Source organism: Microbacterium sp. 22215 (assembly GCF_052045655.1).
Lineage (GTDB): Bacteria > Actinomycetota > Actinomycetes > Actinomycetales > Microbacteriaceae > Microbacterium > Microbacterium phyllosphaerae.
On the sequence record NZ_JBQEPC010000001.1, the window covers coordinates 18,395 to 38,468 of the forward strand.

Below are 20,074 nucleotides of genomic sequence, written 5' to 3' on the forward strand. Positions count from 1 at the left end.
GAACTGATACTCGTAGAAGATTGACGCAGAACAGGGAGGTTCTGAAATGACCGCAGTGAACAAGGTCGCGATCGCCGGGAGCGGGGTCGCCGGTCTGGCGGCCGCCATCCAACTCGCCAAGGCCGGTGTCGAGGTTGACGTGTTCGACTCCCGGGCGGAGCTCAGCGCGCTGGGTTCCGGCATCACGCTCCAGGGGAATGCTCTGCGAGTATTCGGCGCACTCGGTGCGTGGCATGACATCCGCGAGGCTGGCCTCGCGTTCGAGGGTCTCGCCCTGCGCGCGCCGGGTCCCGGCGCGCCGGTGGTCGCGCAGCTGCCCGATGTGAAGACGGGTGGTCCGGACTTCCCCTCGGCGATGGGGATGCCGCGAGCAGAGCTGACACGCATCCTGCTCGCACACGCCACGGCCGCGGGAGCGCGCGTGCACTTCGGGGCGGAAGTCACCGGCATCGACGATTCCGACGCCGCGGCCGTCGAGGTCTTCGTCGGAGGAGAGTCGGTCGGCCTTTACGACCTGCTCGTCGGCGCGGACGGACTGAACTCCACCGTACGAGGACTCATCGGCATCGAGACCGTGCCACAGCCGACCGGGATGGGGATCTGGCGCACGTTCGTCTCGCGTCCCGACGACGTGGTGCGCACCGAACTCTATTACGGTGGCCCGGTCTACATCGCGGGTTACACGCCGACCGGCGATGACACGATGTATGCCTTCCTGGTCGAGAAGGCGCAGGACCGTTTCGGCGTCTCTGCCGAGGACGCGACGCAGATCATGCTCGACGAGTCGCGTGCCTATGACGGTCCCTGGAATCACATCAGGGCCGATCTCGTCGCCGGCGCTGCGGCCAACTACACCTGGTTCACGCAGCACCTCGTCGAGGGTTCCTGGAACCGTGGTCGGGTCGTGATCATCGGAGATGCCGCGCACTCCTGCCCTCCCACCATCGCGCAGGGTGCAGCCCAGGGGCTGGAGGACGCGTTCGTCCTGACCGAGCTGCTGGTGGCGAACGACGCGGTCGATCAGGGCCTCTGGGACGAGTTCCACGCGCGTCGCGTCCCGCGGGCGTCCGCTGTCGTGGCGGCATCCGTTCAACTGGGCCAGTGGCAGATCGACGGGAACCGGGACGCCGACGCGGGTGGCCTCATCTTCAGCGTGGCGCAGCAGATGGCGCAGCCGGCATGACCACCGACGTGCACGCGCACCTCCTCCTCCCGCACCTGCACGCGGAGGTCGAGCGTCGCGCCCCAGAAGAAGTGGCCGCGGCAGCCGACCTCGAGCTGCGGCGGAACGGCATCGAAAGCCTCAAAGCATCTGGTGCCATGATCGGCAGCCGCATCCCGAAGCTGACCGACGTGGACGCCCGGCTCACGGCGATGGACGCGCAGGGCATCGACAGGCAGTGGATCAGCGTGTCGCCGAACCACTTCTACCCGTGGGCGAACGAGGGCCTCGCGGGGTGGATCGCCGGCGAGACGAACCGGCTGATCGCGGAGCACGTCGCCCATGCGCCCGATCGTCTCACGGGGCTCGGGGTCGTCCCGCTGCAGCATCCCGAGCGCGTCGTCGAATACCTGGACGACGCCGTGCTCGGGCGCGGTCTGGCCGGCGTGGAGATATCGTCGTTCGCCGGCGAGGTGGAGCTCTCGGACCCGCGTCTCGAGCCGTTCTGGGCGCGCGCGGCGGAGCTCGGCTGCATCGTCTTCCTGCACCCTTTCGGATGCAGTCTCGATGAGCGACTGGATCGCTTCTACCTCTCGAACACCGTCGGGCAGCCTACTGAGAACGCCGTCGCCCTGTCGCATCTCATCTTCGCGGGAGTGCTCGACCGGCACCCCGATCTCACGATCGTCGCAGCGCACGGCGGCGGCTACCTCCCTTTCGCGATCGGGAGGTCTGACAGGGCGTGGCGCGTGCGCCCGGAGGCACACGGGTGCGAGCACCCGCCGTCGACCTATCTGAGAAAGATCTGGTTCGACACTGTGGTCCACGATCCGATGGCGCTGCGGCACCTGGTCGAGGTCGCCGGCGGCTCCCGGGTGCTGCTCGGCAGTGACTTCCCGTTCGACATGGGACTCGACGACCCGGTCGCCCTTGTCCGCGGAGCAGACCTGCCCGCAGAGATCATCCGTCGCATCCTGAGCGAGAACGCCGACGCGCTGCTGGAATCCCGAGTCCGAGCATGAGGATCGCGCGGTGGCTCGACGGCGCCGACGTCGGAGAAGGATTCGTGATCGGTGATCAGGTTGTCGCGTTCCCAGACGGGCTGCGGGTCGCCGAGATCCTCTCGCAGGGACTCGAGGGAGCGCGTCGAGTGCACGATCGCGTCGTCGACGCCTCGGGTGGGGTGAGGGCGACCGCGCAGGCCGCGGCGCTCGATTCGGTGCGTCTGCTCGCACCAGTCGTGCCCGCTTCGATCAGAGACTTCGTGGCGTTCGAGGAGCACGTCGAGGGCGTCAGTGCATCAGTCGACGGGAAGAGCGAGGTCGTACCGGAATGGTACGAGGCTCCGACGTTCTACTTCACGAACCCGCACACTGTGCTCGGGCCCGGCGACGCCGTGGTCCCACCGGTCTCCGAGCGACTCGATTTCGAACTCGAGATGGCCGCAGTGATCGGGTTCGGGCCTGACGCTGACGGCGCCAACCTCGACGTCGCTGCGGCTGCCGGAGCCATCTTCGGATACACGATCATGAACGACTGGTCGGCCAGAGACCTTCAGTCGCGCGAGATGAAGGTGCGACTGGGGCCGGCGAAGGGCAAGGACTTCGGACTGTCGCTCGGCCCCTGGATCGTGACGTCCGACGAGTTCGCGGAGTTCGAGGACGAGGACGGATACATCGCCGTGCGCGCCGAGGTTCGAATCAACGGAGAGCTGATCGGGGAGGACCTGGTCTCGAACGCGGGGTGGACCTTTGCAGAACTCGTCGCCTACGCGTCCCGCAACTCCCGAGTCGTTCCGGGCGACGTGCTCGGCAGCGGCACGGTCGGCAACGGCGGGTGCCTGGGCGAGCTGTGGGGCCGCAACGGTGCGCTCGTCCCCGCACCGCTGGTCGAGGGAGACGAGGTGCGCATGGCGATCGAAGGCATCGGGGAGCTCGTCGGGTCCGTGGGGGCGGCGGTCGAGGCGCCGATGGTGCCTCAGGCGCGGGTTCGTTCTCGGTCGCGGCGACGGCTTTAGTTGAAATCAGACTAAAGTGGGCGTAGACTGATGTCGGCGTCGGGGCCAGAACGGCCCGTTCCCGCTCGCGAAGTCGTGGTCGGGGCACACAGAGTCGCGTCGATCGCCCGATCTCTCGGGTCCTCCGCCATGCCTGCACTCTCGACGCTACGATTGCGTCTCCTCGTCGTCTCCCTGCTCACGGTGTCCTTCCTCGGGGCGCTCGATCACACCATCGTCTCCACGTCGCTCGCCACCATCGCGGGCGACCTGGGCGCACTCGAGCACATGGGGTGGGTCGTCGTCGGGTACACCCTCGCGAGCACTGTCCTGCTGCCCGTGATCGGCAAGCTCGGCGACCTCGTGGGCCCTCGAGCCGTCTTTCTCACCTCGCTCGTGGTTTTCCTCTTCGCCTCCCTCGCCTGCGGATTCGCGGGGAGCATGCCCTGGTTGATCGCCGGTCGGGTGCTGCAGGGTATGAGTTCCGCCGGCCTCCAGCTCATGTCGCAGACGATCATCGCGCAGGTCACGTCACCACGCGAGCGTCCCAAGCACATGGCGGTGATCGGCGCCGCCTTCCCGATCGCTATCCTCGTCGGTCCCGTGCTCGGCGGTGTGATCACGGATTTCTGGGGTTGGCAGTGGGTCTTCTGGGTCAACATCCCGGTCGGTATCGGCGCGCTGCTCCTCGCGATCTTCGCGGTTCCGCACATCGAACCGGGCACGCAGCGTCGCTTCGACGTGCGCGGGGCGCTCGCCTTCACCGTCTCGCTGATCTCGCTCGTGCTGGCCGTCACCTGGGTCGCGGAACCAGCACTGCGTACCGTGGCCATCGTCGCCTTCACGGTGTCGCTGATGGCGTTCGCCGGGTTCCTGCTCGCCGAGAACCGCGCCGCGGAGCCCCTGGTCCCGCTACGGTTCTTCCGCAACCGCACGATCGGAGTCGCCACGACCCTGTCGTTCATCATCGGCGTCGGGCTCTTCTCGATCACGGCCTATCTGCCGACCTACGTGCAGATGGCGTATCAGACGACGGCCACAGTGTCGGGGTTGGTCCCCATCGCGACGGTCTTCGGGATGCTCCTCAGCAACCTCGGCACAGGATTCCTCGCGAGTCGCACTGGCCGATACCGGCTCTATCCGGTGATCGGTACGGCGCTGGGTGCCGGGGGCCTCACGGTCATGGCACTACTACCGGTCGGGCCTCCGCTATGGGTGCCGATGGTCGTGATGTTCGGCGTCGGCGTCGGCACCGGGGCGTTCATGAGTCTGATCGTCGCGGTCGCGCAGAGCGCCGTGTCCCGCCGTGATACGGGCAGCATCACCGCGGCCGTCAATCTGGTGCGTCAGATCGGGGCCACCGTCACCACTGCCGTGATCGGCGGTGCGGTCGGGTTCGGCGTCTCGGCGCTCCTGCCGGTCGGTCTGGATGCCGCGCAGCTGACGCCGCAGGTCGTGCGCGCCGCGGACGTCGCCACGCAGGCGCAGGTCGCCGCCATCTACCACGACGTCTTCGCACCCGTCTTCGCCGGCCTCGCCGTCGCCTATGCGATCGGCTTGGTCGTCGCACTCCTGATGCCGTCCGGCCGCCTGTCGGACGAACAGGATCCCGTCCTCCACGCAGAACCCGCCACCGCCTGAAACCCGGGAGAAACCCCCATGTCTGAGCAGCACCCCATCATCGCGATCGTCGGCAGCGGACCGATCGGCTCCGCGTACGCGCGCACCATCCTGCAGGCGCATCGCACCGCTCGCGTCGTGATGTTCGAAGCCGGGCCGCAGATCACGGAGCGTCCCGGAGCGAGCGTTCGCAACATCGTCGACCCCGACGAGAAGGCCAGGGCCCGTGAGATGGCGCAGGGGCCGCAGGCGGGGGCGTTCCGCGAATCGCTCGGCATACCGGCCGGAGCCGTCGTCGAGGGCATGTTCACCGCGCGACAGGGCACGCATCTGCTCGACTTCGGCGGCGCGGGCTCCGCCCATGCGCCGACGTTCCCGGCAGCGGCGGCCGCGACGAACGTGGGTGGACAGGGGTCGCACTGGACATGTGCGATTCCGCGTCCCTCCTTCAGTGAGCGTGTCGACTTCATCGGCGACGAAGAATGGGAGGACCTGATCTCGACGGCCGAATCCCTGCTGCACCATCAGGCGGCGGCCTTCGCCGACTCACCGGTCGGAGGCGCCATCCGCACGCTCCTCGAGGGCGAGTTCGCCGCGGGGCTGCCAGACGGCTACGGAGTGAGCACGTTGCCGGTCGCGGGCGATCCGCAGCCGGACGGCTCGATGATCTGGGCCGGCGCCGACATGGTCCTCGGACCACTCCTCGATGAGGGATCAGAGGAGAGCGGACGATTCGAGCTGCGCGATCTGTCCTTCGTTCGACGGATCGAGATGGATGCGGATCGTGCCACGGGGGTGACCGTTGACGACCTCCGGACGAAAAAGACCTACCTGTTCGCAGCCGACGTGGTCGTGGTCGCCGCGGATGCCTTCCGTTCGCCGCAGCTGCTCTGGGCATCCGGCGTGCGCCCCGCAGCACTCGGACGCTATCTCACAGAGCATCACGTGGTGATCTCCACCGTCTCGCTCAACGGCGACCGAATGGCCGAACTCGTCACCGAGGAGGAGCTCCAGGGCGAGCTCGTCCGTCGGGCCAAGAACCCCACCGACCCGGTGGCCGCGGTCAACCGAATCCCCTTCTCGGAGCCGGACCACCCGTTCTCGTTGCAGGTCATGTACGCCGAGAACCCGCCGTTCCCTCTCGACCCGGCGCACCCGCACGCGGGGAACCCCTGGGGGTACGTGAACATGGGCTACGGCGTGCGCAAGCATCCGCGGGTCGAGGACGGTGTCACCTTCTCAGAGGCGGAGCTCGACTATCGCGGGATGCCGAACATGACGATCGAGTACGCGCTGACCGGTGTCGAGAACGCGGAGATCACCGCTGCGACCGAGCTTCTGCGTCGTGCGGGAGCGGCGCTCGGCACCTTCATCGCGGAACCGCGCCTTCTGCCGAACGGATCCAGCCTGCACTACATGGGGACCATGCGTTTCGGCGTCGACGACGATGGCACCACGGTGGCGGATCCGTACTCGCGGGTGTGGGGCGTCGACAATCTCGTGGTCGGCGGAAACGCATTGATCCCCACGGCGAACACGATGAACCCAACTCTGATGAGCACAGCGATCGCGGTGCGCGGGGCGAGAGCTGTCGTCGATCGGCTTCGCGGCGACGGCGGGCGGTGATCGGTGTTCCGGGTTTGTGACGCATCCTGACGGCCGCTGTCAGAGCGCCGGATCGAGGCGCATCAGCGCAGCATCCATCTGCTCGGCCATGTGCTCGTAGCCGACGTCGGACGGATGCAGTCCATCGGACGCCATCCAGCTGTCTTCCGACCCCGCATAGTGCCCGTCGAGCCAGTGGCTCGCTCCGGGGATCCAGTCCGCGTCGATCTCGACCGCTGCGTCCTCGACCCAACCGATGATCTGTTCGAGCGATGCCGGGCGTTTCTCCGTGTACCAGAACGGCTCGACGACGACGATCCGCGCGGAGCGGAGCGAGTCGCGGATGCGGGTGAGATCGGCGGTGATGGTGTCGTGGATGAGGTCGGCACGACGTTCGTAGCTGAAGTTGTCATTCAGACCCATCGTGACGAAGACGATGTCGGGCTCCTGCTCGACGATGAGCGCCGGCAGATCGTCCTCGCCGAAGCTCTCTCGATGGTTCACGAACCCGAGGCCGTTGACGCTCGGGTTGAACTCCCGCCACCCGCGCTCCTCGCTGATGACCGTCGACCACCGGAGCGACGGATCGCTCGCCCCGGTGCCGAGCGTGTAGGAGTCGCCGTAGAACGCCACGAGTGGTCCGGTTCCCGCTGGTGCCGAGGTGTCGGGTGCGGGCGCGGCGCTGCAGGCTGTGAAGCCCAGAGCGAGGGCGATCACGGATGCGAGAGAGCGGGGATGGCGCATAATCTCTGTTCGTCGCCGAGGCGCCGACGGATGGCCTCTGCGCGGTGGAGGGGATGATTCCGACGGTGTTCACCGCGCTCTTCGTCGTCGCATCCGGCGTGCGCAAGGAGTGGGTCATCCGGTGGCTCGTCCTGTCGAGCAGCTCAGTCCCGCGCATCCCACGGGGTGCCGAGCTCGGACGGGTGCGTCAGTCGCCACCATTCGGTGGGCGGGTCGATGGTCCCCGCGATCGTCACGGGAGCCGTGACGGTGTTCGGGCCGGCCGTCCAGGTGACAGTCCCCACGGCCGTGCCGTCTCGGTACGCGGGTGGGGTCTTGATGTCCATGGTCACCTCGATCGGCGTGTCCGACCAGGTGAAGATCGACGCGCTCTCGCCGATGACGAGCGTGGCGGCGGCTCCCCACGGCGTCGACACTGACCCGACCTCTTGACCCTCGGTCGCGACGGGCACCTGGTGGAAACCGGAGCGGATGCTGTCGAGCGCGGCCACCACTGTCGCGTTCACCGACTCGCGCGACGCGCCCCCGAGGACGACGCCGGTGACGGCGAGCGGGTCGCCCGCCCCCACGTCGAGCGTCGCGGTGTACAGCAGGTTGTGCGCGCCCTCGCCCAGGTTTCCGGTCTTCAGCCCCGTGATCCCGGCCGTGCCGAGGAGGGCGTTGGTGTTGTGCAGCCGGCCGGCTCCGGGGATCGAGGTCGACGACGTCGCGACGATCTGAGCGATCGCCGGATTCGCGGCGGCGAGCTTCGCGATCGCCAGCAGGTCGGCGGTCGTGCTCGTGTTGCGCGGACTGATTCCCGTCGGCTCCGTGACCGTCGTCCCGGTGAGCCCGTGGGCTGCGAGCCACTCGCGCGTCGCCCCGAGGACGCGCTCTGCGATCCGAAGATCCTCGATGACAGCGCCACGGCGTAGTTGCTCGCGGACGGGATGAGCATGACGGCCAGTGCATCATGCAGTGACATCGAGGTGCCGGTGGGCATCGGAGCGATGGTCGCGCCCCGCACGTAGTACTCGTCGTAGAGATCGTGGTCGGCCTTGCCGAACGTGATGGTCGGCCCGGGGTCCTCCGCGGAGCTGAGCGGCGACGCGTCGAGGATGACGAGGGCCGTGATGAGCTTCGTGATGCTGGCGATCGGAAGAGGCTCGCCCGTGCCTGTCGTCGACCAGGACCCGCTGGCCCCCTCACCCAGATAGGCGTCAGCGCCGGCGATGCTGATCGCCGATGCCGCGGCGGCAGGCGCGGCGATGGCGGCTGCGGCGCCGACCGGGACCTCCGGTGTGTGAGTGGTCACCGCCGGCGGATCCACCGGCGCCGTGAGCGCCCAGCCGACGTAGCCTCCGGTCACCGCCAGCAGGAGGACGAGGCAGACAGCGGTGATGATGAGCCCTCGTCGCCTGCGTCGTCTGCGCACTGCGGGGTCGAACCGATCGCCGCCGAACTCCTGCTCGTGCGCCATGAGCGCCGCGAAATCGGACAGCTCATCCACCGGCTGATCGGGTGTCGTCATCGAGAGCCCCTCATCGCGCGCCACCTGTCGCTGGCAATCCTCAGAAAATGCCATCCTCGCGGATGTCCGCAACCTCCGGTATCGGCCGTTCGGGGGACAAGCGTCAGGCCCACGCCCGGAGTGCGATCCATGCGGCGGCCCGGTCGTCCGGACTCGACATCGAAAGACCGGTGAGCTGTTCGATGCGGTGCACGCGTGCGGTCAGCGTCTGCCGATGGATGCCGAGGCGTGTCGCCGCCGCTCCCCATGCGCCGTTCTCCGCGAGGAAGCACCTCAGGGTGTCGATCAGATCGGCGTCCTGGAGCGGCTCGAGCAGTGATGTCAGCCGCCGGGCGTCTGCAGGGGAGAGCCTGTCGAGCACGAGTTCCACCGTGGGCATGCCGCGGTAGCGGACGACGGCGCGCCTCTCGGTGACGGCCGCATCGTGCGCTCGGCGCGATTCCTCGGTCGAGATCGCGAGCGCATCGATCGGCGCCGAGGACCCGAGGCCCAGGTGAAGGGGCACGGAGAAGGCCGACGCGCGGCGGGCCAGCTCGTCGACGTGCTCGTCGCGAGCGAAGCCCGACACCGTGCCGTGCGCGGCGGTGAGCAGGTGCGGGGCGCCGAGGTCTTCGAGCCAGTGGATCACCACTCGCTCGGCGTCGACGCTGGCGGACCGCGCCGAGAGGGTGAAAGCGGCCAGGGTGCGATCCCGCACGCCCCATTCCCGTGCGAGGGAGAGAGCGGTGGGCCCGCCGTCTTCGAGGACTCGCATCATCGTCGCTCGGCCGAGCCTCTCGGTGCGGCTGCCGTCGTGGGTGCGCAGGAGCAGGTCGAGCAGGGCGGCCGCCTGGGAGCTGAGGTCTCGGGCTCGGCTCGTCGATCCGCTTCGCGCGGTCACGACGAGGAAGGCCGACATGTCGTCGTCCGTTCCGACGGGATGCACCTGCAGCGCTCGACTTCGCACCCGCACCGGTCGGTTGAAGGCGACGGCCACGGCATCCCCGATGTGCAGAGCGCCCGCGCCGGCGGAGGCGATGGGCTGCGCGTCACGATCGAGCAGAACCGCCCATCCGTCGAGTCTCCTGGCGAGTTCGGCCACGACGCCGGCCACGCCGCTGCGGCGGGCTGCGAGCGCCAGCACCTTCGTGGCGGCGAGCACTGCCCGGTCCTCCGCCGCTGCATCCGTCGCGAGGAGCGCCTGGAGCGTCGGCAGCACGACGGAGGGCTCCATGTCCGGATCGACGATCGCGGTGACGTCGTCCGGCACGTCGTCGAGCGGTCCGGTGACCACCACGACGGCGAGCGCGAGTCGGTCTCGTCGATCGTCCCTCTCGAGTGCGGTCATGATCTCTGCGGGGTGGCCGACGACGAGCGTCGCGAACTGCGGATGCGGCACGACCGCGAAATCGACGAGCGGGACGACACTCGACACGGGAGCCTTCGGGCCCAGCGCTCCGCCGTCGACGAGGGTCGCGCCGAGCAGGCGAGCGATCGATGCGAGGTCCCGCGTCATATCCGCAGTATAAGGAATGTCGAGTATCGGTATCTCAGATCATCATTTCGATGAATGACACGACAGCGACCGCGTTTCTACGATGAAGCCCGACCTACACGAACGAAGGGGGCCACATGCGGGCCATCGTATTCCGCGACACCGACAGTCCGATCGAGCACACCGAGGTGCAACTCGCGCCGCCGGCTGCCGGTGAGGTGCGTGTGAAGATCGCTGCTGCGGGCGTCTGCCACTCCGACCTGCACGTCAAGCGGGGGGAGTGGGATGCTCCGGCGCCGATGGTCATGGGGCATGAGGGCTCCGGTGTGGTCACCGAGCTGGGCGAGGGCGTCACGTCCCTCGCGGTCGGGGATCACGTCGTGCTCAGCTGGGTGCCGCCGTGCGGCGAGTGCCGCTACTGCCGCTCCGGCCACGAGGCGCGCTGCCAGAAGGTGGCGACGGTCGTGGCTCCGCTCGGCGTGCTCTTCGACGGCACCTCGCGGCTGAGCAAGGACGGCGAGACCATCCACCACTACCTCGGTGTCTCCTCGTTCGCCGAGGAGGTCGTCGTTCCCGCATCCGGCGCCATCAAAGTGCGCGACGACGCCCCCCTCGACGTCATCGCCGTCGTCGGCTGCGCGGTCGCCACCGGTGTCGGCGCCGTGATGAACACCGCCGGCGTCGAGCCCGGTGCCCTCGTGGCTGTGATCGGATGCGGCGGCGTCGGCCTCAACGTCATCCAGGGAGCGCGGCTCGCCGGCGCCGAGCGGATCGTCGCGATCGACGTGCGGGAGGACAAGACCCGCCTCGCCGCACAGTTCGGCGCCACCGATCAGATCGTCGCCCCGGACGGCGACGCGGTCGCTCAGCTGCGGGCTCTCCTGCCCGACGGTGTCGACTACGCGTTCGACGCGATCGGCCGCACCGTCACGACCGAGCAGTCGATCGAGATGCTCGGCCTCGGCGGCGCCGCAGTCATCGTCGGCCTGCCCCCGACCGGCGCCCGCGCATCGTTCGAGCCCCTCGTGCTGGCCGAAGCCGACCAGCGCATCCTGGGCTCGAACTACGGCTCGGTGCGGCCCGCCATCGACATCCCGGCCCTCGTCGACCGGTACATGGACGGCCAGCTGATCCTCGACCCGCTGATCTCGTCGCGCCGCCCGCTGTCCGAGGCTGCGGAGGCGTTCGCCGAGCTCGAGTCCGGCCAAGCTCTGCGCACGCTCCTGATCCCCTGATCGCCCCTCACCCACACGCCACATCCCCTCACCGCACCACTCCGACCGACCCGATGCGAAGGAGCACCCCTTGACCACCACCTCCCCCCAGCGGCCCCCGACCATGCCCACCGACGCGGGTCTCCGCCGCGGCGTGATGAGCGGCCCCGAGCTGGCCGCTCAGGCGATCGCGAACATCGCGCCCAGTGCGGTGATCGCCTTCACCGCCGCCGCGATCTTCCTCGGCGCCGGCAACGGCACCATCTACGCCTTCGGCCTCGCCACGATCGTGATCCTGTGCGTCGGCTACTGCGTGGTGGTGTTCGCCCGCAAGCACGCCTCGGCGGGTTCGCTCTACACCTACGTGTCGAAGGGCCTCGGTCCGGCCGGCGCGTACCTGGCGGGCGCGACGCTGCTGATCGGATGCTTCGGCATCGCCGCGGCATCCCTCATGGGGTCGGTCTCGTACATGGGTCAGTTCCTCACACTGCTCGGCGTGCCGGCCGCGGGTCTCGGCTGGGACATCGGTCTCGCCATCGTGCTCGGCGGGCTGGCGACGCTGTTCACGATCCGCGGCATCCGACTCTCGGCGCGGGTGTCCCTCGTGCTCGAGCTGCTCTCGGTCGCGATCATCCTGGTGCTGCTGATCTCGGCCCTCGTCTGGGCCGGGCCGAACGCGTGGGATCCGGCGCAGCTGCTCGCGCAGGGCTCGTCCTTCCAGGGCATCGCGGCGGGCATGGTGCTCGGCATCCTGGGCTTCGTCGGATTCTCCTCGGCCGACGCGCTCGGCCGTGAGGCGAAGAACCCGTACAAGGCCATCCCTCGCGCCATCATGTGGAGCGCGCTGACCGTCGGCATCCTCTATGTCTTCGCGGCGTACACGCAGATCGCCGTTCTCGGTGACGACCTGGCCACCGCCGCCAGCCCGCTGGAGAGCATGTCCGAGCTGATCGGCATGCCGGCGTGGTTCGCCCCGGTGCTCACGTTCGGCGTCGCGGCATCGTTCTTCGCCGTGGTCGTCGCCCCGCTCAACGTCATCGGACGCATCGTCTACGTCATGGGCAAGGAGGGAGTCGTCCATGAGCGATTCGGACGCACCCACGAGCGCCACCTCACGCCGCATCGCGTGCTGCTGGCAGCGGGAGCGCTCGCGATCGTCGTCGACATCGTGTTCCTGATCGCGGGCGCCGACCCGATGGAGATCCTGGTGTGGGTCAACACCTGGGGCACCTACGGCTACATGGTCGCTTACGCCCTGGTCGCGATCGCGTGCGTCGTCTACACGCAGCGCGCGGGGATGCGCAACGGCCTGGTCTGGGCCTGCGCAACGATCGCCGTCGCCACCATGGCATACGTCTTCTTCGCGAACGTGTTCCCGGTGCCGGCGTTCCCGTTCAATGTGATCCCCTACGTGTTCATCGTGTGCGTGCTCGCCGCCCTCACGCGGTACTGGTACCTGAAGGCGCGTCAGCCCGAGGTGATCGCACGCATCGGCAACACCGAGACGTCGGCGATGGACGGCATCGGCTGACTCCGATCCGACGGACGCGAACAGAGAAGCCCCCTCCTCGTGAGGGGGCTTCTCTATTCGCTCGTCGGCGGCTCAGTCGGCGTCAGCCGAGAAGACGGGGCTCAGGAAGCGACGCTCATAACGCCGGATGCACTGCGTCCTGCGGGCGAGCTCGAAGGCATCCACGCACTCGGGGTCGGTCTTCGAGGCCGTGCGGTAGACCTCGTACTCGGCGAGCGAGGGGAACGTGAACAGCGCGAACGCCTCGTCGCTGTCGCCCTCACTCGGCAGGAAGTAGCCGTGGTGGGTTCCGCCGTGCTTCGCCACCAGTCGGATCCACCGGCGCCCGTACTCGGTGAAGTCGTCGAGCTTGTCGGGGTCGATCTCGTAGCGCAGGTGAACGGTGATCATGTCGTCCAGCTTGTCAGAGCGATTCCCCTGCTCAGGCCCTTGACCAGGACCCGCGCATCCCGTGGACTGTCGTGATGCGATCGACAACCCCCATGCCGGGAAACCCGTGGCCGCACGACATGACCATGACGGTCCAGGATCGACCCCAGGCGCTGCTCGAGCTGCTCTGGATCCGCGAGGCCCACGACCTGCGTCCCGTCGGTGACGAGCTCCCGTCGGTGCTCACGGATCCGCCTGCACCGGCGGCGAACCCGGTGGACGCGGCGACCCGAGAGCTCTGGTCGGAAGGATGGGCGCGGATCTGGAGCGATGTCCTCGCCCACTCCGCCGTCGAGCACGATCAGGCGATGTTCGATGCCGTCGGCGACACGGAGGCGGGCTCGGTGGAGCGCGAAAGCCTTCTCCGGCAGCTGATCGGACCCACGTGGGGCGACGAGTTCGGTCACGAGGTCTTCGACGACGAGGCCAACCGAGAGTGGGAACGTCGCGGCTTCGACTCGCACGTCGCTGCTCGACCCGCAATGCTCGCGGACAGCCCGGAGCATCGGGATGTCGAGGCGCTCACCGCCGCGTGGCGCCGAGGCCTCACCACGGTGGTGACGATTCCGTGCCGCGACATGCACGTGCGCCAGGTGGGTCCTCATACGCTCCTGGTCACTGATGAGGTGCGGAGAGACAGCGTCGAGTACCGGAACGCGCTCGCCTCCTTCGCAGTGGACTGACGCGGAGGTCGGGCGCTTCGCGGTCTGCGTCCGGTCAGGACCGAACGACTCGGCGGTAGCCGTCTCCGTGCGGTTCGACCGCGCCGCCGGTGATGAAGGCGTCGATCCAGCCACCCATCGGCCATTCGCCCCACCGCTCCGCGAACAGGGCGCCGTTGCGCAGGATGTCGTCGAGGTGCCGCCAGGGCGGGGATCCGGCGGGATGCCACTGGTGGTAGGCGTGAGCGCCACCGACCCACTGCACCCGCATGCCGAGCGATCGGGCTCGGCGGCCCAGGTCGGTGTCCTCCGCACCGTAGCCCTGATAGGCCTCGTCGAATCCTCCGAGACGGGTCCACGCCTCGGGGGTCACCGCGAACGACAGCGACCAGAAGAGGTCGAACTCCTCGTCGGAGGCGGGGACGACTGTGCCGTCGAGAGGTAGGGGACGCACCGGGTGCGGGTGCGTCATGGCGTCGAGCTCGGACATCGTCGAGGGGCGCTGCACGCTCTCGAGATAGGTCACCGGCCCGCAGAGCAGATCGTCCGGGTGGGTCCGTGCGGCCGCGACGTACCGTTCGAGCAGCGCGGATCCGGGCAGGCAGTCGACGTCGAGGAACACGAGGAGGTCGACGTCGTGCGTCAGGGCGAGGCGGGCCGCCGCGTTGCGGGCGGCGCCCACACGCATGCCGTCCGCACCGGGAGGCACGTGCACCGAGGACACCGCCGGCGGTGCCGGCGCCGGTTCCGGGTCGAGCCACGCCTCGATGCGGAGGATCTCGATGCCGGGAGTTTGGAGGTCTCGCAGGAAACGGCGCTGGCGATGCAGATGGTCGAGACGGGTGATCGAGGCCGGGGTGATCACGGCGACACGGGTGCTCATGCGGCGACTCCGGCGATCACGGCGGCCGCACGGGCTGCCGCGCCGGTGGCCTGCCACGCCTGCCATCCGGGTGCGATCACCGCCGCTCGTCGGATGCCATCGACGACCTCGTCCGGCGTCGCGTCGTCGCGCACGGTGACAGCGAGGCCGAGGTCGGCCAGCACGCGCGCGGTGTGCTCCTGCTCCCCGAAGGGCCGCTCCTGGGCGATCACGAGTGCGCGGGTGTCGGCCGCGGCGAGATCGGCGATGCCGTTCTGTCCCGCAGCGCTCACGACCACGGTGGCTCGACGCAGCAGCGGCCAGACGTCGGCGACCCGGTCGTCGTCACCGGCACCCGCAGTGTCGACGATCCATCCGTCCGCCGTCAGCAGCTCGATGGTCGCCGCGAGCCGGGGGGCGTCGAGCGTACGGCTGAGGAACAGCACGCGGCGCTCGTGGCGGGCGCCGGCGGCTCGCTCGCGGCCGTCGTAGCGCGACACCGCGCCCACGCGATGGACGCGCTCGTCGTGATCGGCGAGTCCCTGGGCCTCGATCGTGCCCGAGGCCCAGGGGGCCAGGATGCGGTCGGCGAGGTCGTATCCGAGACGGTGGGGCGCATCCGTGCGCTCACCGGGCTGCGCGAAGACCACCGTCGGTACTCCGAGCAGCCGGGTGAGGATAGTGACCTCGACGCTGACGTCGACCACGAAGGTCGACACCGGGTGGATCGCCACCCAGTCGGCCATCGCCGCCAGCCTCGCCTGGTGTCCGGGGTGCCGAAGCGGCGCCCAGTGCAGGGTGCCGCCGGCGGTGACGTCGCCGAGCTCGTGCGCCTCGCGGTGCACTCCGTCCGGTCCGACGACCGGCTCGGAGTCCGACGGCAGCTGCACCCAGGTGGTGCGCGCCGGCAGCGACGCGGGCTGGGGCAGGCTCGAGAACACGGTGACGTCGTCGTCGATGTGCGGGCGGATCGCCTGCATCCGGGTCACGTGCCCCCACCCGTGGTGGTGCACGTACCAGCCGATCATGCGCCCACCGCTTCGACGAGTTCGTGCGGCGATGCGGCGCTCCGGGCGGCGACCGTGAGGGCCCGCTCGATGTCTCGATGCCGGCGGTCGAGCGAATACCGGGCTGCGGTGGCCTCGCGCACGCGACGGCGGGCCAGTCCGTTCCTCGCCTGCTCGACCAGGCCGGTCGCGGCGTGCGAGAGAGCCTCGACGTCGGCCGCGGGCACGATGGCGGTGCCGGGGATCCCCGCGAGCACCTCGCTGGTGCCGCCGGAGTCGAACGCCGCCACGGGCGTGCCGGTCATGAGCGCCTCGGCCATCACGAGACCGAAGGGCTCGGACCACACCGGGGTCACGAGCGCGACGGCGGCTCGTCCGACGAGGTCGGCGAGCTCGGGTTGCCGCAGCGCCCCCACGTACTCGATGCCGTCGCCGAGCAGAGGTCGCACCTCGCGGTCGAAGTACACGGCATCGCCGACGCGGCCGGCGAGCTTCAGACTCGCTCCCGCACGTCGGGCGGCGAGGATGGCGAGGTGCGGAGCCTTCTCGGGAACGATCCGCCCGAACCAGACCCAGTGTCCGCCACCGAAGCCGAGGCGCCATTGGTCCCTGTCCACCCCGTTGGCGAAGACGAACGCCTCGACGCCTTCGACGGACCACGCGCGAGCCGTGTACTGACTGACCGCGAGGAAGCGGTGCGGCGACGATCCGGTGAGGGCGTTCGACGCGATCACCATCTCGGAGAGGGGCGGGGTGTGCAGCGTCGTGACGACAGGCACTCCGACGTCGCGACTCCAGAGGATCGGATCGCCGTGCAGGCTGTGGTTGTCGACGACGTCGACCGTCGTCTCGGGGGAGTCGAGCCGCTCCCGGATGCGATCGAACGCGTCGGCCATGAGCCGGCGATGCCCCTCGGGGAAGTCGGTGTCCGAGGCATCGTGCGATCGATGCCAGCGGGGAGTGGGCAGGTGGAGTCCGGCATCCGCTCCGAGGAAGTCCGAGCCCTCCGCGGCGCAGAGCTGCACGTCGTGACCCCGACTGCGCAGCCACCGCACGCGGTTCCAGACCACGGCCTCCAGACCGCCGGCGTGCGGCTGTCGGAGAGCATGACGCTCCGGGGCGACGACCAGCACCCGCAGGCGCTCCCGGCCGATCACGCGTGGACCCCCGCGGAGATGCGGCCGCGCGCGTCGGCGTACACCCGGGAATGGGCGGCGCGGACGGCCAGACGCTCGGCCAGGCGCTCCGCCCGTCGCTCGGCCACAAGCGCGGTGCGGGGCGATATCCGCGCGTCGGAAGCCCGGACCACCGCGTCGACCACGGTCTGCGGGTCGTCGAGATCGATCACCAGGAAGTCCGCGGGATGCTGGGCCGCGACGTGCCCCACATCCGTGCCCGCCACGGGAACAGCCAGGTCGTAGCAGAGCTCCACCCAACCCGAGTGCGTGCCGTGGTGGTACGGCAGCAGGAAGAGGTCCGTACTCGCGATCCAGGCCTCGATGCCGGCGTCGCTGAGATGCGGAGTGCGGAGCAGATGCACCGAGGGGTGCGCGTCAGCGGCGGCGGTCAGCCGGGCGGCCGTCACGTCATCGCGCACGCGCTCGTTCATCAGCACCTCGAACTCGACCGCGCGCCCCGCGCTCTCGAGCGCGGCGGACGCGTCGACGGCGGCGCGGAGGGCGAGGTCGGCTGCGATGTTGGGGCGAAGGTCCCGCAAATGGATGCCGATGCGGAAGACGCCGTCGATCGGGCGCGCGGCCACGGGTGCATCCTCCAGCAAAGTGGGATGTGCGAGCACCTCGCTGTCGCGGTGCCAGCGGCGCTCGATCTCGGCGGCGGCGGTCGGGGTGAGCGTGAGGAGCCGGTCGGCAGCGGGGATGATCACGTCGAGCAGCGCGCGATAAGGCGCCTGGTCGACGAGCTGCGGGTTGTCGAGGTCATGCACCGTGTAGACGACGGGTCGGCCGTGCCGACGCGCGACGTCGAGGGCGTCGCGCAGCTCTTCGGGCGAGAACGACTCCAGACCGAAATGCACGTGCAGCACGTCGTAGTCCGCGGCGTGCGAATCGAGCCACTCCGACGTGAGGGCGACCGGCGGCCACCAGACGCCCGCGTCGGCGCCGGGCACCGGGGGATCGGGCAGCACCTGCACCATCTGCATGTCGGTGATCGCACGCACATAGGGGTGGGCGGCCGGGATCGAGGCGACGCGGATGAGGGCGGGTTCGATGAGGATGTGGTTCTCCGTGACGGGGCTGAGCACCCGAACTGCGCGTATCGCGATGACGGAGAGGCCGCAGGGCGATGGGGGACGCAAGACTGATGAGTCGAAGGTATACGTTCGTATCATGAGCCATGATCCGGAAGAGGGCACGGCCGTTGCGCAGGCAGCCTCCCAGGTGCTAGCGCGTCAGAGACACTATTCGGAGTTCTATGGTCTCAGCCCGCTTCCCGAGCGCTTCGGGGTCGTCCTCGGCAACTGCCAGGCGGAGTCGCTGCGCATGGTGATGGACTCGGACGACCACCGCTTCGTGCGTGTTCCCGCAGTGCACGAGATGACCGGCACCGACACCGCGCGTCTGCATGAGATCGTCCGAGCGGCGGAGACCGTCGTGAGTCAGCCCATCCGTGACGACTATCACGATCTGCCGCTGGGGACCCGGCAGATCGCCGCGATCACGGATGCACGCGTGTTGACGGTGCCCCCGGTGCGGTTCGCCGGGCTGCATCCCTTCCAGGCCGCCATCCGGGTGCCGGGGACCGAGGGGGATCCGCCGGTCGTGGCCTATCACGACATCCGCACGCTCGCCGCCGCGGCGGGGATCCCCGTCGTCGCCGCGCTCACCGCCGACGCGGTGCGCGCGGTCGGCGGGATGTCGGTCGACACGCTGCGCACCCGCGAGCAGAGCGCCGACGTTCGGGTGTCGGACCTGTTCGACTCGGTCACAGCCGATCATGCGCGCACCGTCAACCATCCGGGCGACGCCGTGTGGATGCCGCTGGGGGCCCGCGTGCTCGAGCAGCTCGGACACCCGGGCGGCCCGACAGACCCCGGCCGCCCGCTGCTGGACTCCGTGCAGGCGCCGTTGGAACCCGAGGTCATCGATGCATGGTCGCTCGACGACGCGCCGCGCGCGCACTGGATCGTCGAGGGCGTGCCGGTCGACGACGGCGAGGTGCGCACCGCCCACCTCGAGTGGTACGCCGCGCACCCCGACTTCGTCGTCGCGGCTCTCGTGCGTCTCGCTCCGCTTCTCGACGTGTGGCGAGCGCGGTGAGCGCGATGCCGCTGCTGCTCGTGCACCCCGGGACGCACGGGGTCGCGATGTACGCCCGCGACATGGCCGCGGCGGTGCGCGCGGCGCACCCGGCCATCAGGATCGTCTCGCCGGACGGCCTGGATGCAGAAGGCGGCGGCACGCCCGTGCACGCGCACTTCACGGACCGGCTGTGGGGAGGATCCCCCGAGGAGGCGGCAGCGGCGTTCGCCGCGCTCGCCGCATCACGGCCGGTCAGCGTCACCCTGCACGACGTCCCGCAGGCCTCGGACGGAGAGCGGAATCTTCCCCGTCGGCGCGCGGCCTATGCGTCCGTGGCACAGGCGGCCCGAGGCGTGGTGGTCAACAGCGAGCACGAGCGCGCGCTGCTCGTCGAGGAGCATGTGTGGTCGGGGCCGGTCGCGAGCATCCCTCTCCCTGTCGCGCTTCTGTCCGATGTGCAGCGGATGCCGCCCGACCGATCCGTCGGGGTGCTCGGCTTCTTCTACCCCGGTAAGGGACATGACGAGGCTGCGCGTGCCGCGGCCGCAGCCGGCATCCCCCGGATGACCGTCCTCGGTCGCGCCTCGGACGGTCATGCCGAAGAGCTCGCGGCCTTCGTGCGAAGCGCCGGCGCGCTCGGCGTCGAGGTCGAGGTCACCGGCTGGCTCGAGGATGCCGACATCGCACGACGGGGCCGCGCCGTGTCGGTGCCGGTGATCGCCCACCGCCATGTGTCGGCCTCCGGCTCGCTGGCGTCATGGATCAGCTGGGGACGACGGCCGGTCGCCGTGCGCAACCGGTACATGGACGAGATGGCGACGCTGCGCCCGGGAACGCTCCGGGCCGTCGACGGGTCCGCGCTGGCCGCAGCGGTGGGGGATGCCTTCGAACGGCCCGACTCGACCTGGCACGATCTCACCCGACTGCCGATGTCGTGGCCCGAGGCCGCCGACGCGTACGTGCGCTGGTGGGGCGGGCGCGGGCGGTGATGCGTCACC

The 20,074-nt window shown here is 69.5% G+C and carries 19 protein-coding genes; 10 read left to right on the plus strand and 9 right to left on the minus strand.

The window, feature by feature from the left end:
• Positions 1–46 precede the first annotated feature (46 nt).
• The 5 genes from ACTJKH_RS00100 (at position 47) to ACTJKH_RS00120 (ending at position 6,404) form a co-directional block, all read left to right on the plus strand.
• The gene (locus tag ACTJKH_RS00100; RefSeq protein WP_440735286.1) at positions 47–1,183 is read left to right on the plus strand and encodes an FAD-dependent monooxygenase; all 1,137 of its coding nucleotides are present in this window, start codon (positions 47–49) and stop codon (positions 1,181–1,183) included.
• A complete protein-coding gene (locus ACTJKH_RS00105; RefSeq protein WP_440735287.1) occupies positions 1,180–2,184 on the plus strand; it encodes an amidohydrolase family protein in 1,005 nt (334 codons plus the stop codon). The genes ACTJKH_RS00100 and ACTJKH_RS00105 overlap by 4 nt, the downstream gene beginning before the upstream one ends.
• Complete coding sequence (locus tag ACTJKH_RS00110) at positions 2,181–3,179, plus strand: fumarylacetoacetate hydrolase family protein (RefSeq protein WP_440735288.1); 999 nt, start codon at positions 2,181–2,183, stop codon at positions 3,177–3,179. Before ACTJKH_RS00105 ends, ACTJKH_RS00110 begins: the two co-directional genes overlap by 4 nt.
• A gap of 129 nt (positions 3,180–3,308) precedes the next feature.
• The gene (locus ACTJKH_RS00115; RefSeq protein ID WP_440735289.1) at positions 3,309–4,799 is read left to right on the plus strand and encodes an MFS transporter; all 1,491 of its coding nucleotides are present in this window, start codon (positions 3,309–3,311) and stop codon (positions 4,797–4,799) included.
• An 18-nt stretch (positions 4,800–4,817) separates the two neighbouring features.
• The gene (locus tag ACTJKH_RS00120) at positions 4,818–6,404 is read left to right on the plus strand and encodes a GMC oxidoreductase (protein WP_440735290.1); all 1,587 of its coding nucleotides are present in this window, start codon (positions 4,818–4,820) and stop codon (positions 6,402–6,404) included.
• Between the two features lie 39 nt (positions 6,405–6,443).
• Here the strand turns inward: ACTJKH_RS00120 and ACTJKH_RS00125 are convergent, their stop codons facing one another.
• The 4 genes from ACTJKH_RS00125 to ACTJKH_RS00140 all read right to left on the minus strand — a co-directional run bounded on the left by ACTJKH_RS00125 (position 6,444) and on the right by ACTJKH_RS00140 (position 10,132).
• A complete protein-coding gene (locus tag ACTJKH_RS00125) occupies positions 6,444–7,127 on the minus strand; it encodes an SGNH/GDSL hydrolase family protein (RefSeq protein ID WP_440735291.1) in 684 nt (227 codons plus the stop codon).
• Positions 7,128–7,270: 143 nt separating this feature from the next.
• Entirely contained in the window at positions 7,271–7,696 is a 426-nt protein-coding gene (locus ACTJKH_RS00130) for a hypothetical protein (protein ID WP_440735292.1), read from the minus strand.
• A gap of 56 nt (positions 7,697–7,752) precedes the next feature.
• A complete protein-coding gene (locus tag ACTJKH_RS00135; RefSeq protein ID WP_440735293.1) occupies positions 7,753–8,637 on the minus strand; it encodes a hypothetical protein in 885 nt (294 codons plus the stop codon).
• A gap of 103 nt (positions 8,638–8,740) precedes the next feature.
• Positions 8,741–10,132, minus strand: coding sequence for a PucR family transcriptional regulator (locus tag ACTJKH_RS00140; protein ID WP_440735294.1), 1,392 nt, complete (start codon positions 10,130–10,132; stop codon positions 8,741–8,743).
• Between the two features lie 116 nt (positions 10,133–10,248).
• Between ACTJKH_RS00140 and ACTJKH_RS00145 the strand changes: the two genes are divergently transcribed.
• Both ACTJKH_RS00145 and ACTJKH_RS00150 read left to right on the plus strand, forming a co-directional pair.
• Positions 10,249–11,346, plus strand: a complete 1,098-nt coding sequence (locus ACTJKH_RS00145) for a Zn-dependent alcohol dehydrogenase (RefSeq protein WP_259162442.1) — start codon at positions 10,249–10,251, stop codon at positions 11,344–11,346.
• 136 nt (positions 11,347–11,482) lie between these two features.
• Entirely contained in the window at positions 11,483–12,856 is a 1,374-nt protein-coding gene (locus ACTJKH_RS00150) for an APC family permease (protein WP_440735730.1), read from the plus strand.
• Between the two features lie 72 nt (positions 12,857–12,928).
• Here ACTJKH_RS00150 and ACTJKH_RS00155 read toward each other — a convergent pair whose 3' ends face one another.
• Complete coding sequence (locus ACTJKH_RS00155; protein WP_440735295.1) at positions 12,929–13,246, minus strand: NIPSNAP family protein; 318 nt, start codon at positions 13,244–13,246, stop codon at positions 12,929–12,931.
• Between the two features lie 119 nt (positions 13,247–13,365).
• Here ACTJKH_RS00155 and ACTJKH_RS00160 point away from each other — a divergent pair, with 119 nt between their 5' ends.
• On the plus strand, positions 13,366–13,968 hold the full coding sequence (locus ACTJKH_RS00160; protein WP_440735296.1) for a hypothetical protein: 603 nt from the start codon (positions 13,366–13,368) through the stop codon (positions 13,966–13,968).
• A 34-nt stretch (positions 13,969–14,002) separates the two neighbouring features.
• On the opposite strand, the gene ACTJKH_RS00165 is transcribed toward ACTJKH_RS00160, so the two are convergent.
• The 4 genes from ACTJKH_RS00165 to ACTJKH_RS00180 are packed head-to-tail and all read right to left on the minus strand — an operon-like array spanning position 14,003 to position 18,079.
• Positions 14,003–14,830 (minus strand): galactosyltransferase-related protein, encoded by an 828-nt coding sequence (locus tag ACTJKH_RS00165; protein ID WP_440735297.1) that lies wholly within the window; start codon positions 14,828–14,830, stop codon positions 14,003–14,005.
• Positions 14,827–15,837 (minus strand): glycosyltransferase, encoded by a 1,011-nt coding sequence (locus ACTJKH_RS00170; protein WP_440735298.1) that lies wholly within the window; start codon positions 15,835–15,837, stop codon positions 14,827–14,829. The genes ACTJKH_RS00165 and ACTJKH_RS00170 overlap by 4 nt, the downstream gene beginning before the upstream one ends.
• Positions 15,834–16,973 carry a glycosyltransferase gene (locus ACTJKH_RS00175; RefSeq protein WP_440735299.1) on the minus strand — a complete coding sequence of 380 codons (1,140 nt, stop codon included), beginning with the start codon at positions 16,971–16,973 and terminating at the stop codon, positions 15,834–15,836. Before ACTJKH_RS00175 ends, ACTJKH_RS00170 begins: the two co-directional genes overlap by 4 nt.
• On the minus strand, positions 16,970–18,079 hold the full coding sequence (locus tag ACTJKH_RS00180) for a glycosyltransferase (RefSeq protein ID WP_440735300.1): 1,110 nt from the start codon (positions 18,077–18,079) through the stop codon (positions 16,970–16,972). The genes ACTJKH_RS00175 and ACTJKH_RS00180 overlap by 4 nt, the downstream gene beginning before the upstream one ends.
• 85 nt (positions 18,080–18,164) lie before the next feature.
• Between ACTJKH_RS00180 and ACTJKH_RS00185 the strand changes: the two genes are divergently transcribed.
• Both ACTJKH_RS00185 and ACTJKH_RS00190 read left to right on the plus strand, forming a co-directional pair.
• Positions 18,165–19,094 carry a WcbI family polysaccharide biosynthesis putative acetyltransferase gene (locus ACTJKH_RS00185; RefSeq protein WP_440735301.1) on the plus strand — a complete coding sequence of 310 codons (930 nt, stop codon included), beginning with the start codon at positions 18,165–18,167 and terminating at the stop codon, positions 19,092–19,094.
• Positions 19,091–20,065, plus strand: coding sequence for a hypothetical protein (locus ACTJKH_RS00190; protein WP_440735302.1), 975 nt, complete (start codon positions 19,091–19,093; stop codon positions 20,063–20,065). Before ACTJKH_RS00185 ends, ACTJKH_RS00190 begins: the two co-directional genes overlap by 4 nt.
• The last annotated feature ends 9 nt before the right edge of the window (positions 20,066–20,074 follow it).

What these genes read in the sequence shown, in the direction of transcription:
- ACTJKH_RS00100 (WP_440735286.1), top strand. Translation starts at nt 47, where the DNA reads ATGACCGCAGTGAACAAGGTCGCGATCGCCGGGAGCGGGGTCGCCGGT.
- ACTJKH_RS00105 (WP_440735287.1), top strand. Translation starts at nt 1,180, where the DNA reads ATGACCACCGACGTGCACGCGCACCTCCTCCTCCCGCACCTGCACGCG.
- ACTJKH_RS00110 (WP_440735288.1), top strand. Translation starts at nt 2,181, where the DNA reads ATGAGGATCGCGCGGTGGCTCGACGGCGCCGACGTCGGAGAAGGATTC.
- ACTJKH_RS00115 (WP_440735289.1), top strand. Translation starts at nt 3,309, where the DNA reads ATGCCTGCACTCTCGACGCTACGATTGCGTCTCCTCGTCGTCTCCCTG.
- ACTJKH_RS00120 (WP_440735290.1), top strand. Translation starts at nt 4,818, where the DNA reads ATGTCTGAGCAGCACCCCATCATCGCGATCGTCGGCAGCGGACCGATC.
- ACTJKH_RS00125 (WP_440735291.1), bottom strand. Translation starts at nt 7,127, where the DNA reads ATGCGCCATCCCCGCTCTCTCGCATCCGTGATCGCCCTCGCTCTGGGC.
- ACTJKH_RS00135 (WP_440735293.1), bottom strand. Translation starts at nt 8,637, where the DNA reads ATGACGACACCCGATCAGCCGGTGGATGAGCTGTCCGATTTCGCGGCG.
- ACTJKH_RS00140 (WP_440735294.1), bottom strand. Translation starts at nt 10,132, where the DNA reads ATGACGCGGGACCTCGCATCGATCGCTCGCCTGCTCGGCGCGACCCTC.
- ACTJKH_RS00145 (WP_259162442.1), top strand. Translation starts at nt 10,249, where the DNA reads ATGCGGGCCATCGTATTCCGCGACACCGACAGTCCGATCGAGCACACC.
- ACTJKH_RS00150 (WP_440735730.1), top strand. Translation starts at nt 11,483, where the DNA reads ATGAGCGGCCCCGAGCTGGCCGCTCAGGCGATCGCGAACATCGCGCCC.
- ACTJKH_RS00155 (WP_440735295.1), bottom strand. Translation starts at nt 13,246, where the DNA reads ATGATCACCGTTCACCTGCGCTACGAGATCGACCCCGACAAGCTCGAC.
- ACTJKH_RS00160 (WP_440735296.1), top strand. Translation starts at nt 13,366, where the DNA reads ATGACCATGACGGTCCAGGATCGACCCCAGGCGCTGCTCGAGCTGCTC.
- ACTJKH_RS00165 (WP_440735297.1), bottom strand. Translation starts at nt 14,830, where the DNA reads ATGAGCACCCGTGTCGCCGTGATCACCCCGGCCTCGATCACCCGTCTC.
- ACTJKH_RS00170 (WP_440735298.1), bottom strand. Translation starts at nt 15,837, where the DNA reads ATGATCGGCTGGTACGTGCACCACCACGGGTGGGGGCACGTGACCCGG.
- ACTJKH_RS00185 (WP_440735301.1), top strand. Translation starts at nt 18,165, where the DNA reads ATGAGCCATGATCCGGAAGAGGGCACGGCCGTTGCGCAGGCAGCCTCC.